Source organism: Pandoraea sp. E26, assembly GCF_000681415.1.
In the GTDB taxonomy this organism is placed as follows: domain Bacteria; phylum Pseudomonadota; class Gammaproteobacteria; order Burkholderiales; family Burkholderiaceae; genus Pandoraea; species Pandoraea pnomenusa.
In genome coordinates, this window is the sequence record NZ_AYXJ01000034.1 from 63,661 (window position 1) to 77,886 (window position 14,226).

The 14,226-nt window shown below is 68.1% G+C and carries 12 protein-coding genes; 2 read left to right on the forward strand and 10 right to left on the reverse strand.

The genetic code is table 11. From position 1 onward, the window contains the following. Window positions 1–5 precede the first annotated feature (5 nt). Both W930_RS28365 and W930_RS0121275 read left to right on the forward strand, forming a co-directional pair. Window positions 6–1,439 (forward strand): TAXI family TRAP transporter solute-binding subunit, encoded by a 1,434-nt coding sequence (locus W930_RS28365; protein WP_023598187.1) that lies wholly within the window; start codon window positions 6–8, stop codon window positions 1,437–1,439. Between the two features lie 149 nt (window positions 1,440–1,588). Next, window positions 1,589–2,185, forward strand: a complete 597-nt coding sequence (locus W930_RS0121275; RefSeq protein WP_023598188.1) for a GNAT family N-acetyltransferase — start codon at window positions 1,589–1,591, stop codon at window positions 2,183–2,185. A 22-nt stretch (window positions 2,186–2,207) separates the two neighbouring features. Here the strand turns inward: W930_RS0121275 and W930_RS0121280 are convergent, their stop codons facing one another. The 10 genes from W930_RS0121280 to W930_RS0121325 all read right to left on the reverse strand — a co-directional run bounded on the left by W930_RS0121280 (window position 2,208) and on the right by W930_RS0121325 (window position 14,214). After that, window positions 2,208–2,945: a glutathione S-transferase gene (locus W930_RS0121280; protein ID WP_023598189.1), complete on the reverse strand. Its 738-nt coding sequence runs from the start codon at window positions 2,943–2,945 to the stop codon at window positions 2,208–2,210. Window positions 2,946–2,960: 15 nt separating this feature from the next. After that, window positions 2,961–4,004 carry a diguanylate cyclase gene (locus W930_RS0121285; protein WP_023872733.1) on the reverse strand — a complete coding sequence of 348 codons (1,044 nt, stop codon included), beginning with the start codon at window positions 4,002–4,004 and terminating at the stop codon, window positions 2,961–2,963. Window positions 4,005–4,017: 13 nt separating this feature from the next. Further along, window positions 4,018–5,025 (reverse strand): chemotaxis response regulator protein-glutamate methylesterase, encoded by a 1,008-nt coding sequence (locus tag W930_RS0121290; protein WP_023598191.1) that lies wholly within the window; start codon window positions 5,023–5,025, stop codon window positions 4,018–4,020. Next, window positions 5,022–7,478 carry a hybrid sensor histidine kinase/response regulator gene (locus W930_RS0121295; protein WP_023872732.1) on the reverse strand — a complete coding sequence of 819 codons (2,457 nt, stop codon included), beginning with the start codon at window positions 7,476–7,478 and terminating at the stop codon, window positions 5,022–5,024. Before W930_RS0121295 ends, W930_RS0121290 begins: the two co-directional genes overlap by 4 nt. Beyond that, window positions 7,475–8,125, reverse strand: coding sequence for a chemotaxis protein CheW (locus W930_RS28370; RefSeq protein ID WP_023872730.1), 651 nt, complete (start codon window positions 8,123–8,125; stop codon window positions 7,475–7,477). Before W930_RS28370 ends, W930_RS0121295 begins: the two co-directional genes overlap by 4 nt. Further along, entirely contained in the window at window positions 8,122–9,588 is a 1,467-nt protein-coding gene (locus W930_RS28375) for a CheR family methyltransferase (RefSeq protein WP_023598194.1), read from the reverse strand. Before W930_RS28375 ends, W930_RS28370 begins: the two co-directional genes overlap by 4 nt. Continuing rightward, window positions 9,585–10,091, reverse strand: coding sequence for a chemotaxis protein CheW (locus W930_RS28380; RefSeq protein WP_024788740.1), 507 nt, complete (start codon window positions 10,089–10,091; stop codon window positions 9,585–9,587). Before W930_RS28380 ends, W930_RS28375 begins: the two co-directional genes overlap by 4 nt. A 71-nt stretch (window positions 10,092–10,162) precedes the next feature. Beyond that, on the reverse strand, window positions 10,163–11,836 hold the full coding sequence (locus W930_RS0121315) for a methyl-accepting chemotaxis protein (protein ID WP_369798692.1): 1,674 nt from the start codon (window positions 11,834–11,836) through the stop codon (window positions 10,163–10,165). A gap of 195 nt (window positions 11,837–12,031) precedes the next feature. Next, a complete protein-coding gene (locus W930_RS0121320) occupies window positions 12,032–12,874 on the reverse strand; it encodes a 3-keto-5-aminohexanoate cleavage protein (protein ID WP_023872727.1) in 843 nt (280 codons plus the stop codon). Then, window positions 12,871–14,214, reverse strand: coding sequence for an aspartate aminotransferase family protein (locus W930_RS0121325; protein WP_023598198.1), 1,344 nt, complete (start codon window positions 14,212–14,214; stop codon window positions 12,871–12,873). The genes W930_RS0121320 and W930_RS0121325 overlap by 4 nt, the downstream gene beginning before the upstream one ends. Window positions 14,215–14,226: the final 12 nt, after the last annotated feature.

Sequence of the window (14,226 nt, forward strand, 5' to 3'; positions counted from 1 at the left end):
GATCGATGAAGACCGACTCGAACCAACCCGCCCATCGGCGACTCCGTGCGCGCTTCGTCGCGATTTCCTGGCGTGATCTCGCCGTTTCCTTCGGGCCTGTCGTGCTCGTGTCGATTGCCGCCATCTGGCTCGCGGTGTGGCTGGTCAAGCCGGCGCCGCCGCGCACCGTCACGATCAGCGCCGGGCCGCAAGGCAGCTCGTTCTGGAACGCGGCGCAGCGTTACAAGACGATCCTCGCGCGCGACGGCATCACGCTCAACGTTCTGACGTCGGAAGGCTCGCGGCAGAACGTCGAGCGTCTGGCCGACGACTCGCAGAACGTCGATCTCGGTCTGGTGCAGGGCGGCGTATCGCAAGGCCTGAACGTCGACGGACTCGTGTCGCTCGGCAGCGTGTTCTACGCGCCGATTTCCGTGTTTTATCGCGGTCCGCGCGTGACCAAGCTCTCCGACTTCACCGGCAAGCGCATCGCGATCGGCCGCGAAGGCAGCGGCGCGCGTGCCCTCTCCCTGACGCTGCTCAAGGCCAACGGCATCGAGCCGGGCGGGCCCACGACGCTCACCGCGTACGATGGCCAGGAAGCCGCCCAGGCCCTGATCGAAGGACGCGTGGACGCCGCCATGCTCACCGGCGACACGGCCACCGGCCCCACCATGGGCAAGCTCATCCGCGAACCGGGCATCCGGTTGATGGACTTCGCGCAGGCCGACGCGTACACGCGCCGCTTCACGTATCTGAATCAGCTCACGCTGCCGCGTGGCGTCTTCGATCTCGGACGCAACCTGCCCGCGCAGGCGGTCCACGTCATCAGCCCGACCGTCGAACTCGTGGCCCGCGACAGCCTGCATCCCGCGCTGTCGGATCTGCTCATCGAGGCCGCGAAGGAAGTGCACGGCAAGGCGAACCTGCTGCAACGGGCAGGGGAATTCCCGTCCGCGCAGGTGCACGAATTCCCGCTCTCCGACGATGCGGCGCGCTACTACCAGTCAGGCAAGGGATTCCTGTACCGGCATCTGCCGTTCTGGATCGCGAGCCTCGCCGATCGCATCGTCGTGCTGCTCGTGCCCATCATCGTGGTCCTGATTCCCGCGTTCCGCCTGGTACCGGCGTTGTACAGCTGGCGCGTGAAATCGCGTCTTTACCGCTGGTACGGCGCACTCATCGCGCTCGAGCGCGAGGCGCTGGCCGACGACGCGCACGCCGAATCCACGAACCTGCGGCATCGACTCGACGCCATCGAAGCCGCCGTCAACCGGCTGAAGATTCCGCTCGCCTATGCGGATCAGTTTTATGTGCTTCGCGAGCATATCGGCTTCGTGCGCCAGCGGCTCGATGCCATGCACCCCGAGCCCGTCGGCGCGGGTGCGGGCGGGCTGGCGGGCGCGCACGCGGTCCAGCGCGCCGGAGGGGTGCCGCCCGAGGCGGGCGCCAGCGCCTGAGCCGATCGAACCGGCGGCATCTCAAAGTAATGCTTATGCAATTCATAATGAGCACAAGCTTTTCTTATGGACGTACGCGGCGCACACTGCCCGCAGGTAGCGGCCGGTTCGCCGGTCCGTCGTGTTCCTCAACGAATTAGCGTGTCCGAATGCCGTCGTCTGCCGTCCCCTCATCCAGCAATGCGCAACGCGTGGGCACCGAGCTGGCGCGCAGCGCCTGCGCCGTGCGTCCCGTAGCCGAGGCCGATTTGCCGGCCATCACGGCCATCTATGCGCACCACGTGCGCACTGGATCGGCCTCATTCGAGGAAATTCCGCCGGACGAGTCCGAGATGCGCGCGCGGTGCGCGAAGGTACTCAACGCCGGTCTGCCTTATCTCGTCGCCGAACGCGACGGCAAGGTGCTCGGCTATGCCTATGCCACCCATTACCGACCGCGCTCGGCCTACCGCTTCACGTTGGAAGACTCGGTGTACATCGCCGCCGACGCGACCGGACAGGGGATCGGGCGCGCGCTGCTGCTCACGCTCATCGCGCGGTGCGAGGGCGGTCCGTGGCGGCAGTTGATCGCGAACGTCGGCGACAGCGGCAATGTGGCTTCGCTTGCGCTGCACAGCGCCTGCGGCTTCGTTCAGGCAGGCGTGCTCAGATCGGTCGGCTTCAAGTTCGGCCGATGGGTCGACACCGTGCTCATGCAACGCCCGCTCAACGCCGGCGATGCGACGCTGCCCGAGTCATCGCGCTGACGCGCCGCTCGAGCGGCAAGGGTCAAAACGGCGAGGCGCGGTCCAGTTCCCTGTAATGCCGGAAGATGCCCGTGGTGTTGAAGGCGATACGGCGGGAAGACTTCAGATATGCCGCGATGCGCGGTTCACGCGCCACGGCGTCGCGCACCGCCTGGCAGCGTGGGAATGCCTTGGCAAAGCCCGTCATCGCGCGGGGAAACGCGTAGTGCAGCCCCTCGATGACCTGGAACAGCGAGAGGTCGGCGTAGGACATTGCCCCCTCCGAGAGCCACCCACCGGGGTGCGGGTTATGCGCCAGCACGCGCTCGAAGTACTCGAAGAACTTCGGCAGGCGGTAGTCGATCAGGTCGGCGGTGCGCTTGCGCGCCTCGGCGCGCTGATTGCTGTAGTAAAGCCGGCTGGCGATCGGGTGGTGACCGTCGTGCACTTCGGCCACGAGATCCGCCAGCGTGAGTTGCAGTTGATTGACCCAGCGTCGCGCACGCGGCGATTCCCCCACGAGACCAAGCAACGGACCGAGATAGGCGAGGATGTTCGCCGTCTGCCCGATCAACTCGTCGCCCACGCGCAGGAAGGGCGGCGCGTACGGCGGATCGATGCACGCGGGATCGTCCATCGCGTGGAGCAGCGCGTCGAGTCCCTGACCGGTGCCATCGCCCCGCACGATTTCCACATATGGCGTGCCGGTGGCCTCGAAGGCAAGCCGGACGAACTCGCCGCGCCCCTGCAGGCCCGGCCAATAGAACAGCTCGAAGGTCATGCACCCTCCTCGGGCTCAGGAAGCGCCGGGCTGCATCTCCACGCGATTCTTGCCCTGTTGCTTGGCGCGATACAGCGCCAGATCCGCCGACTCGATCAGCGACGTCGACGCCATGTGCGTGCGCGGCACCAGCGCCGCGCCGCCGACACTGACTGTCACGTGGCGGCCGTTGGCCGAGCCGATGTGCGGAATCGCCATCGCGTCGATCTGCGCGCGCACCTTTTCGGCGATCACCGCCGCACCGGCAGGCGACGTGTTCGGCAGCACCATCACGAATTCCTCGCCACCGAAGCGCGCCGCGAGATCGGCCGGACGCGCCGCCGCTTCAGCGATCGTGCCCGCCACGCGCCGCAGCACGTCGTCGCCGGCAATGTGGCCGTAGGTATCGTTGTAGATCTTGAAGTTGTCCACATCGATCATCAACAGCGCCATCTCGCGCTGCTCGCGCAATGCACGGCGCCATTCCGCGCCGAAATACTCGTCGAAGTAACGTCGGTTCGCCAGCCCCGTGAGACCGTCGGAATGCGTGAGACGCTGCAACTCCAGATTGGTCTCTAGCAACTGTTGCTGGCTCTCGCGCAACGCGCGATACGCTTCGTCGCGTTGCAGCAGGTTCATGTACGAGCGCGAGTGATAGCGAATGCGCGCCACCAGTTCGATCGTGTCGGGCAGCTTGACCAGATAATCGTTCGCTCCCGCGGCAAACGCCTCGCGCTTGATGGTCGACTCTTCCTTGGTGGACAGCACAATGATAGGAATGTCGCGCGTGAGCGGGCTTGCGCGGTACTGGCGAACCAGTTGCAGACCGTCGGTGCCCGGCATCACCAGATCCTGCAGGATCACGGTCGGGCGCGTCTGCTCGGCCACGCGCAACGCGTCGTCCGGATTGGCGCAATAGTGAAAGTCGATGTTCGACTCGCCGGCCAGCGCGCGCCGCACCGCCTCGCCAACCATCGCCTGGTCGTCGACAAGCAACACCATCGCCGACGAATCGTTCAGGCTGCTCTCGCCGCCGATCGGCTGCACTGCGGGATTGAGTTGGCGCGGGGTTGTCGTCATGATTGGCTTCCTGTCATACGGTTCCAAATAGCGCCACCAGTTGTGGCGCAATGGTCGGCAGCGGCAGAATCTCCGACGCGGCCCCTGCCTCGGCCGCCGCCTTGGGCATGCCGTACACCGCGCTCGTTGCGCGGTCCTGCGCGATCGTAATGAAACCTCGCGTGCGCATGTCGCCGAGCCCGGCCGCGCCGTCGCGCCCCATGCCCGTGAGCAGCACGCCCACGGCGCGCGCGCGCCAGTGTTCGGCCACGCTGCTCAGGAATACGTCGATCGACGGCCGGTAGACCGCGTCTTTCGGTTCGTCACTGTACGTGCAGCGTCCGCTCCCGTCGACCCGCAAATGGCGATTGCCGCCCGCGAGCAACACGGTGCCCGCCGTCGGCCGGTCGCCCGCTTTCGCGAGGCGCACCGTGAGCGCCGTCTGCTGATCGAGCCACGTCGCCATGCCGGGCGTGAACGCGTCGTCGACGTGCTGCACCACGATCACCCCGGCGCCAAAGTTAGCGGGCAGGCGTCCGAGCAGCGTTGCAAGCGCCGCCGGTCCGCCCGCCGACGCGCCGATCGCCACCAGCGCGTCGCTGACTGCCGCCGCCGCGGGCGCCACCACGAGCGCGGGCTTGCGCGCGTCGGCCTGCTGCGCCGCCACGGCGTCGATCTTCGCGAGCAGCGACGACGCCGGGCGTGTCATGTCCGCCGCACCGAGCACCGGAGTGTCGACGGCGTCCAGCGCGCCCGCGCCCATGGCGTCGAACACCAGGCTCGCATGATGGCCGACGTCGGACGTCACGATCAGGATCGGGCAGGGCGTGCGCCGCATGATTTCCCGTGTGGCGGCCACGCCGTCCATGACCGGCATGACGAGGTCCATCAGCACGAGGTCCGGCGGATTCGGCCCGCACATCGAAACGGCTTGTGCGCCGTCGTGCGCTACCCACGCCACTTCGAGACCCGGTCGTTGCGCGAGCGTGCGGCGCAACGCCTCCACCGCAATGGCCGAATCGTTCACGATACCGATTTTCATGACCCCGACTCCCCGATGAGATCCACCACGGCGCGCAGCAGCGCGTCGTCATGGAAGCTGCCTTTCGCGAGGTAATAGTCGGCGCCCGCATCGAGCCCGCGCTGACGGTCTTCCTCGCGATCTTTATAGGAAACAATCATGACCGGCAGTTCCGCGGTACGGGCGTCGCGCTTGATCAGCGTGACCAGTTCGATACCGTCCATGCGCGGCATGTCGACGTCCGTGATCACCATGTCGAACGTCTCGCTGCGCACCGCGTTCCAGCCATCCATGCCGTCGACGGCGACACTCACTTCGTAGCCGCGCGCCGCGAGCAGTTTGCGTTCGAGCTCGCGCACGGTCAAGGAATCGTCGACGACGAGCACGCGCTTGCGGCCCCGTCCGCTCGTCTGTGCCGCGCGTACCGGCAGCCGTTCGAGCGAGCCCATCTCCACGGCCTTGGCGATCGAGCGCACCAGATCCGCCGTGTCGATGATGAGCAACGGCGAGCCGTCTTCGTTGAGCGCCCCGGCCGCAATATTCGGCAGCTTGCCGAGCCGCGGATCGAGCGGCTGCACGACCAGCATGCGCTCGCCCAGGAATTTGTCGACCGCCAGGCCATAGCGCGACTCGCCGTCGCCGAACACGACCACCGGCTGATCCCCCGGCGCGGCCGACGGCTCGCTGCCGCACAGCACCTGCTGTGCGCTGACGAGCCCGATCTGCCTGTCGTCCAGCGTGAAATGCGGGCGCCCTTCGAGCATGTCGATCCGTTCGCGCGGCAACGCAAGCGTGCGCGACAGGTTCGCGAGGGGCAAGGCATAGGGCTCGCCCGCAATCTCGACGAGCAGACTGCGCATGACCGAAAGCGTGAGCGGCAACTGAAGGATGACTTTCGTGCCGCGCCCTCGCGCATGCTCGATACGCACCGTGCCGCGCACCTGCGCCACCATGGCGCGTACGGCGTCCAGGCCGACGCCGCGTCCCGAGATATCCGTTACCGTGCTGCGCAGCGTGAAGCCCGGCAGCATGAGGAATTCGACGAGCTCGTTGTCGTCGAGCCGCTGCGCGGTCTCCGGCGGTGCCAGACCGCGCGCGACCACCGCCGCACGCACCCGTTCGAGATCGATTCCCGCACCGTCGTCGGCCACGCTCACGAGCAGCAGTCCCGCGCTGTGCCGCGCACTGAGCGTGATGACTCCCTCGGCTGGCTTGCCCGCCGCTGCCCGTAGCGCCGGACTCTCCAGACCGTGATCGACGGCGTTGCGCAACAGATGTCCAAGCGGCGCTTCGAGCTGGTCGAGAATATCGCGATCGACCTGCGTGTCCGCCCCGCGGATCTCGAGCCGCGCGGGTTTGCCGAGCGAGCGTCCAAGATCGCGCACCATGCGCGCGAAGCCCCCCAGGCGGTCGTCCAGCGGACGCATGCGACACGCGAGCGCTTCGTCGTACAGACGCTGCGACAGTTGCGTCGAGCGTCGGTCGAACTGGTCGAGCTCGTGAATCTGCTCGGCGAGCAACTGGCCGCCGACGCCCAGCGCGCGACGCAAGTCGGCCAGCGCCGCGAGCAACATCTGACGGTTCTCGTCGGCACGGTCCGCGACACCCTCCAGTGCGGCACTCACGCGATCGAGCGCGTCGCCCGCCTCATGCTGATGACGCTTGAGCCGCAGCAGCGACTGCGCGAAGGGCTGCGACCAGCGCGACGCCACGAGCGCTTCGCTCGACAGACGCAGCAGCCGGTTCAAACTGTCGGCGGAAACGCGCAGCGCCCGCGATGCGTTGTCCACGCCTTCGCCGTCGGTCTTGTCCTGGCGCCCATCGTCATGCCCGTCGTCGCGCCACCCGCCGCGCATTCCGGTGCGGTCGACGCCACCATCAGGCGCCCATGCCTCCGGGACCTCCCGGCTCGCCTCGGTTGCCGCCGCCGTCTCGCCCCCGTAGCTGGCGTAATCGAAAGCGGCGTCCTCGTCCAGCGACGCCTCCCCTTGCGCGCCTCCGGCGGCGGCGTCCCGCCCGGAGCCCTGCGGTGTCTGCGGTGCGGGTTCGTGCGCAGCATCGTTCGTCAGCCCCGTGAGGGCTTCGGTGAAGGCGGCGACATAGGCGTCGATCTCTGCCTTGCCGGCGCCCTGCGCCCATCCCGGATCATGGCTGGGCGGGTGAGCAAGCCGCATGAGCAAATCGACGCCCTGCAACATGCGATCGATGACCGGGACGTCGATGGCGAGCGCGCCGCGCTGGGCGGCAACGAACGCGTCCTCGAGCACGTGGGCCAGCGCAACGCCGGCGTCGACGCCAACAATGCGCGCCGCCCCCTTGAGCGAATGCGCGGCGCGCATGCACGCTTCGAGGCGCGATGCGTCGGTCGGCGTGCGCTCGAGTGCCAGCAACCCGTCGCCGAGCACCTGCGCCTGGGTTTCCGTCTCCATTCGGAACAGGTCGAGCAACGTGGCGTTGCGCAGATCGTCGCTCATGCGAGACTCCGATCGAACGCCGCGCCTACCCGCAACGGATCGAGCACGCCCACCACCTGCTCGCGCCAGTGCAGCACCGCCACGGAAAACCCGTCGGCCGCGCCGAGTGCCGTCGCGGGCACGGCCCCGAGCCGTTCGGTCGTGGGCGTCACCGTGCCGTGCACTTCGGTCACGGGGAAGGCGCTCAGATGGTGGCCATGGCGCAACGCCAGCAATCGTGACGTGCCCGCGCGCGGAGCGCCTGTGGGTGTCGTCTGGGCAACCGTGGGCTGTACGCCGATCAACTCGCCCAGCGACAGGCACGGCACCAGCGCGCCACGCAGATTCACCAGTCCGAGCAGCGCACGCTGGCGATGCCCCGGCACGGAATGCCAGCCCCGCATCGGCGCGACCTCCTCGATGGCGGACGCCGGCAATGCGAGCCATTCGTCGCCGAGCCGAAACAACAGCAGCGATGCCCCCCGCGTGGCGCCCTGTGCATCGAGTGCGGCGCGCCACGGCGATGGATCGGCGGGCACGACCGGCAGCCGGTCGAGCAGCGTCGCCGCCTGCCGATGCAGCGACTGGCGGTCCGCGTCCGGTCGCAGCATTCGCGGGTGCTCGCCGGACACGGAGCCGGCCTCATGGGCGATGTCGCGTTGAGTCATCGATGTCGGGTCCCGTGACGATGGTCGCGATCAGGGGTTTCGGCAGGCGCGACGCGCCCGGCGCGTTCGAGCAGGCGCCGGGCGCCTTGCGTGTCGCCGCGCGCTTCGAGTTGTGCCGCGCAGTGCACGAGGGCCTCGTAGTGGCCGGGGTCGAGATACAACGCCCGGCGGTAGTGAATCATCGCACCTTGTGCGTTGTTGCGTGCGTCCTCGACCAGTCCCAGCAAGTACTCCGCCTGCGCGTTGGCACGATCCGCCGCGAGCACGTCGCGGCACAGCGCGACGGCGCGCACGAAGTCGCCCGCGTCGGCCGCCAGGCGCGCCTGTTCGAGCAATGCGCCCGTGTCGGCCCGCTGCGCCGACGGCGCGGCGGGGCGCGCCACGGCGGCGGATACCGAAGCCACGGGCGCGGGCGCCGATCGTGCCGATCGTGCCGGCGATGCGGGCGAGGAAGACGCGGGAGGCGCGACCGGTGCGAGCGGTGCCGTCGGCGCAACGTGGCCAGATGCCGTGAGCCGCTGCGCGAACGCCGCCATCGCGTTGGCGGGCGCCGTGGTGCTGAACGTGTCGAGCGTGCCCGTGAAGCGCGGCGCCCCTGGCGCGGGCGGCGTCACGTCGCGCACCGGCCCGGCGACACGAAACGAGAAAGCCTGCACGTGCCCGGTCGATGTCATGCCGTTGCTGGTCAGCGTGCCGCCCTCGGCGGGTCCGGCAAACAGCGTCGCCCCCATGCGCATGAGGCGTTCCAGCGCGGCAATGGCGCGTCGCTGCCCATCGCGGTCGAAGTAGATCAGCACGTTGCGGAAAAAGACGAAGTCGAACGTACCCAGCCGGTCGATCAGTGTTTCGTCGAACAGATTCCCCGCGTGCCAGCGCACTTGCGTGCGCAAGGCATCGACGACGCGATGATGCTCGCCGACCGGCGTGAAATACCGGTCGCGAAACTGCAGGGTGGCGGGTGGACCGCGAAAGGAATTGCGGCCGTAGACCCCCGCGCGCGCCACCGAGAGCGCGCGCTCGCTGATGTCCAGGGCATCGACGGTGAATTCGTCGGCGCCGAAGCCCGCATCGAACAGGGTCATCGCCATCGAATACGGCTCTTCACCGGTGGAGCACGGCAGGCTCAGCAAACGCAGCGGCTGCGCCTCGCGCACCGTGCCTCGCCGCGCGCGCCGTTCATCCTGCGCCATTTCCGCGAGGGCCGTGAAAGCGTCGCGATGCCGGAAGAACCATGTCTCCGGCACCACAAGCGCCTCGATCAGCGCCTGCAATTCGTCCGGCGACTGTTGCAATCGCTGCCAATACAAGACGTCGGCGGAACCGTCGCGTGTTTCCGGCCACGATTCGGCGAGCGCGGCAAGCCGGGCGCGCACCGCCCGCTCCACCGCGTTCGCGCCGAGCGTCTCGGCATCGAGGCCCATCGTGTCGCGCAGCAGGCGCTCGATGTCGCGCACATGGCTCATGGCGACTCTCCCGATGCCGGGCGCGCCGCGGCGGCTTCGGCCATCGCATCGCGCGCGGCGTCGAAGAGCAGGGCGCGTGCCGCATCCGTGAGCAACTGATCGACTCGCACCCATTGCACGAGCCCGTCGTCGGTGTCGAGCACCGGCCCGAGGTAGCGGCCCTCGGACAGATCGACACCACTGGGCTGAAACGCCGCCGCGTCCGCCCGCAGCGTGTCGGTCGCACGCTCGATGAGCACCCCGAGCCGGCGCGCGGCCGGGCCGGGCGCGGGATAGTGCACGAGCACCAGACGCGTGGATCGTCGCGCCGGCGCCGGCACGCCAGTCGCCAGATGCGTCAGGTCGATCACGGGTACGGATTCGCCGCGATAGCTGAACGCCCCGGCCACCCAGGGCGGGGCTGCCGGCAGACGTTTGAGCGCGAGCCACGGCAGCACCTCGGCCACATGGCTGGCCTCGATGACATAGTGATCGGTCGCGATGGCGAAACGCAGGAACAACATATCGGTGTGCGCGATGGTCGAAGACAGCGTGCTAAAACGGCTCGGTGAGCGCTGTGCGCGGCACGTTCCCGTCACACGAGCCCGGCGGGCGGGAGCGTCTGTATCTTGAAGCGCGACACGCCGCTCTTGAGGCCGTTGGCGACGTGATTGAGTTCTTCGATGGCCTGGCTCGACTGTTGCAGCGATTCGGCGGTCTGCTGCGCCGCCTCCGAGAGTTGCACCAGCGCCTGATTGATCTGCTCCGCCCCCGTCGCCTGAGCCTGCATGCCTTCGTTGACGACCTGGAAGCGCGGCGGCAACGTCTGCACCTGCGCGATGATCTGGGCGAGCTGGTCGCCCACCTGGCGCATCTCGTCCATGCCGCGACGCACTTCCTCCGAGAACTTGTCCATGCCCATCACACCGGCCGACACGGCCGACTGAATCTCCTTGATCATCTGTTCGATGTCGTAGGTGGCCACGGCGGTCTGATCGGCAAGGCGGCGGATCTCGGTGGCCACGACCGCGAAGCCGCGCCCGTACTCACCCGCCTTCTCGGCTTCGATCGCCGCATTCAGCGACAGGAGGTTCGTCTGGTCGGCGACCTTGGTGATCGTGGTCACGACCTGGTTGATGTTGCCCGCCTTCTCGTTGAGGATGCCGAGCTTGCCATTGACCGACCCGGCCGCGTCCATCACGTGCCGCATGGCGTCTTCCATGCGGGTGAGGCCCACATGGCCGGTGCCCGCGAGCGACGCCGCATGCTCGGCCACGCCCGCGACTTCGGTCATGGTTCGGGCCAGGTCGCGCGAAGTGGCGAAGATCTCGCGCGACGTGGCGCCGATTTCGGTGGTCGTCGCGGCGGTTTCCGAGGCGGTCGCCTGCTGCTGGCGCGACGTGGCGGCGATCTCGGTGACCGACGTGGTCACCTGCAATGCCGATTTCTGCGCCTGCCCGACGAGCCCCGTGAGTTCGTCCGTCATGCGATTGAAGCCCGATTCGAGGGCGCCGAATTCGTCGCGACGCGCCAGATCGAGCCGCTTGGTCAGGTCGCCCGAGCGCATGACCTCCAGAATTTGCATCACGCTCGCCAGCGGCACGCTGATCGCGCGGAACAGCAACCATCCGGCGAGTATCGCGGCCGCGAGCGCCACGCACAGTGCGATGAGCAATGTCGCCTTGGCGGCCGCCACCGATTCACCGATGCTGTGGGTCGACGCCTCGGCAAACGCCTTGTTGATGTCGACCAGTCGCTGGGTCGCCACGCGCCCGCGCCCCCATTCGGGATACAGCTGTTCCGTGAGCGCCGCACGCGCGGCGGCGATCTGACCGTCCGCCGTCAGCTTGAGGATCTGGCCGACCACGCGGCTGTATTGCTGACGCACCCCGCGCACTTCGTCGTACTGCGCGCGGTCGGTGGCACGATTGACCGTGGTGCCGTAGTCCTTGATCCAGCCGTCGATGCGGGCTTCGGCGGCGCGCAGCGCGTCCAGGTCGACCGCACGGGTCTTCTCGTTGTCGTCGATGGCCACGGCCTGCTGGAGCAGTTGATAGCTCTCGAACCAGGCACCGCGCAACATCGTGCTGTAGTAAAGCCCCGGCGTGGAGTCGGTCTCCACACTGTTGGCCTCCTGATCGATGGCAACCAGGCGCGTGTAGGCGATGCCGGCCATGAAGGCCATCAAGGCGAGGATCAGGCCAAAACTGGCCAGAATGCGATGTCGGATCGACCAGTGTTTCACGCCGCGCTCCCGTTCGTTGTTCACGCCCGGTGCCGGGGGAGGGCGACGCGGGCCTTTTTTGAGGTTACGCCGATTCTATTACAGCGTCCCGGCCCGGCAATGCCGGACAGGACGTGTATTTGCTTTTATTTTTTGGTTTCCGGCGTGCCGGCGCGTGACATCAAGCCTCCGAAAGCGCGTGCAATGAACGCACCGCGATGCGCGCGGGCACCGGGCCGCTCAGCGCGTCAGCGCCCGCAGCGCCTGCGCCGTCATGGGCGCGAGCGCGAGCGGCGCGGCGGCGGCCGTGAGCGCGCGCAGCGACGCCGCGTTGTCCGGCGAGACGCTCCCGTCGGGCAGATACAGGTTGTTCTCGAAGCCGATGCGGGCGTGGCCGCCATGCAACACGGCCGCAAGCGCGCATTCCGCCTCGCGCGGACCGAAGGCGCACATGGCCCACGGCGTTGCGGTGACGGCCTCGCCCTGCGCCTGCGTGCCGGCCTCCCAGGCCGCGAGGAACGGCAGCAAGTCCGACGGCGACGACAACTGCCCCTTGCTGTAGCGGCCCAGCACGAACAGCACCCAGTGACGGCCCGGGCGGATCGCGCCGCTCGCGCGCAAACGCCAGTAGTGCGCCACGTCTTCGGTGTCGTAAAGGATGTACTGGGTCGTGATGTGTTCCTGCCAGAGCCAGGCGAAAAACGCGTGCGCCGCCGGTTCATGCGCGGCATCGGGCAGCACTTCGCGCAGGGCCACCGAAATCGCTTCAGGATGCAACGCACGCACCGTCTCGATCTGCTGCGCCGGCGTGTAGATGCCCACGGCTTCGGTCGTGACCTGCACCACCAGTTCGTTGCCGACGGCGCGGTGCACGGCGTCGATGCCGGCCGTGTAGTCCGCCACTTCGAGGCTGTGCGTGCCGTCCGCCTTGCGCACGTGCAGATGGATCATGGCCGCGCCCGCCGCCAGGCAGGCCTTCGCACAGTCGCCGAGTTCGGCGGGCGTCATGGGTAGCGCCGCGTGATCGGCGTGCGTGCGTCGCGCGCCGTTCGGCGCGACGGCCAGTGCAAAGGCGCGCGTCATGCCGCGACCCCGACCTTCGCGCCCACCACGTCGCCCACGGCCAGCGCGAACAACGCCACGATACGGTCGATGTCGCCCGGCTCGCAGATGAACGGCGGCGCGATGAGCGCGTGGTCGCCATGGACGCCGTCGACCGTGCCGCCCATCGGATAGATCAGCAAACCGCGCGCCTTCGCCGCGGCCTTCAACCGGGCGTGCGTCCTGTCCTCCACGGGCAGCGTCTGCCGGGTCGTCCGGTCGGCAACGAACTCGACGCCGACGAACAGACCCCGGCCGCGCACGTCGCCCACATTCGGATGCTCGGCGAAAACCTCGCGCAGACGGGCGCGCAGTTGTTCGCCGCGTGCCTGCACGTTCTCCAGCAGGCGCGATTCGGCAATGGTCTGCTGCACGGCGAGCGCCGCCGCGCAGGCCATCGCATGTCCCAGATACGTGTGACCGTGCTGGAAGAAGCCGGAGCCACCCACCACGGCGTCGTAAATCCTGTCCGAGCACAGCATGGCGCCGATCGGCTGGTAGCCCGCGCCCAGCCCCTTGGCGATGACGAGGATGTCCGGCACCACACCGTCTTCCTCGCAGGCGAACAGATAGCCGGTGCGGCCCATGCCCGACATGACTTCGTCGAGCAGCAGCAGCACGCCGTACTTGTCGCACACGGCGCGGATACGCTTGAAGTAATCGCCCACCGGCGGCACGGCGCCGGCCGTCGCGCCGACCACCGTTTCCGCCACGAAGGCGATCACCTTGTCGTCACCGAGTTCGAGAATCTTCGCCTCGAGCTCGTCGGCCAGGCGCTGCACATACGCGTCGTCGGTTTCGCCCTCGAATCGCTCGCGGTAGGCAAAGCATGGCGAGACATGGTGCGCCGGCACCAGCAACGGCAGGAACGGCTCGCGGCGCCACGCGTTGCCGCCGATGGCCAGCGCCCCGAGCGTATTGCCGTGATAACTCTGGCGCCGCGCGATGAAGTACTGACGCTGCGGCTGGCCGATCTCGACGAAGTACTGGCGCGCCAGCTTGAGCGCGGCTTCGACACCTTCCGAACCGCCGCTCACGAAATACACATGATTCAGGTCTCCCGGCGCGCTCGCCGCGAGCGTATCGGCCAGCGCTTCGGCGACCTCGGTGGTGAAGAACGACGTGTGGGCATAGGCCAGTTGCGCCGCCTGGCGTTGCATCGCCTCGATCACGCGCGGGTGTCCGTGACCCAGGCACGAGACGGCCGCGCCGCCGCATGCGTCGAGATAGCGCTTGCCGGTGCTGTCGATCAACTCGATTCCCTGGCCGCCGACCGCGACGGGCAGTGTCTGGCGCGGATTGCGGTGAAACACGTGAGTCATGCCTGAACCTCT

Coding starts and splice junctions, on each gene's coding strand:
- W930_RS28375 (WP_023598194.1), bottom strand. CDS start 9,588: ATGAGCCATGTGCGCGACATCGAGCGCCTGCTGCGCGACACGATGGGC.
- W930_RS0121290 (WP_023598191.1), bottom strand. CDS start 5,025: ATGAAAATCGGTATCGTGAACGATTCGGCCATTGCGGTGGAGGCGTTG.
- W930_RS0121280 (WP_023598189.1), bottom strand. CDS start 2,945: ATGACCTTCGAGCTGTTCTATTGGCCGGGCCTGCAGGGGCGCGGCGAG.
- W930_RS0121285 (WP_023872733.1), bottom strand. CDS start 4,004: ATGACGACAACCCCGCGCCAACTCAATCCCGCAGTGCAGCCGATCGGC.
- W930_RS28370 (WP_023872730.1), bottom strand. CDS start 8,125: ATGACTCAACGCGACATCGCCCATGAGGCCGGCTCCGTGTCCGGCGAG.
- W930_RS28380 (WP_024788740.1), bottom strand. CDS start 10,091: ATGTTGTTCCTGCGTTTCGCCATCGCGACCGATCACTATGTCATCGAG.
- W930_RS0121320 (WP_023872727.1), bottom strand. CDS start 12,874: ATGACGCGCGCCTTTGCACTGGCCGTCGCGCCGAACGGCGCGCGACGC.
- W930_RS28365 (WP_023598187.1), top strand. CDS start 6: ATGAAGACCGACTCGAACCAACCCGCCCATCGGCGACTCCGTGCGCGC.
- W930_RS0121295 (WP_023872732.1), bottom strand. CDS start 7,478: ATGAGCGACGATCTGCGCAACGCCACGTTGCTCGACCTGTTCCGAATG.
- W930_RS0121325 (WP_023598198.1), bottom strand. CDS start 14,214: ATGACTCACGTGTTTCACCGCAATCCGCGCCAGACACTGCCCGTCGCG.
- W930_RS0121275 (WP_023598188.1), top strand. CDS start 1,589: ATGCCGTCGTCTGCCGTCCCCTCATCCAGCAATGCGCAACGCGTGGGC.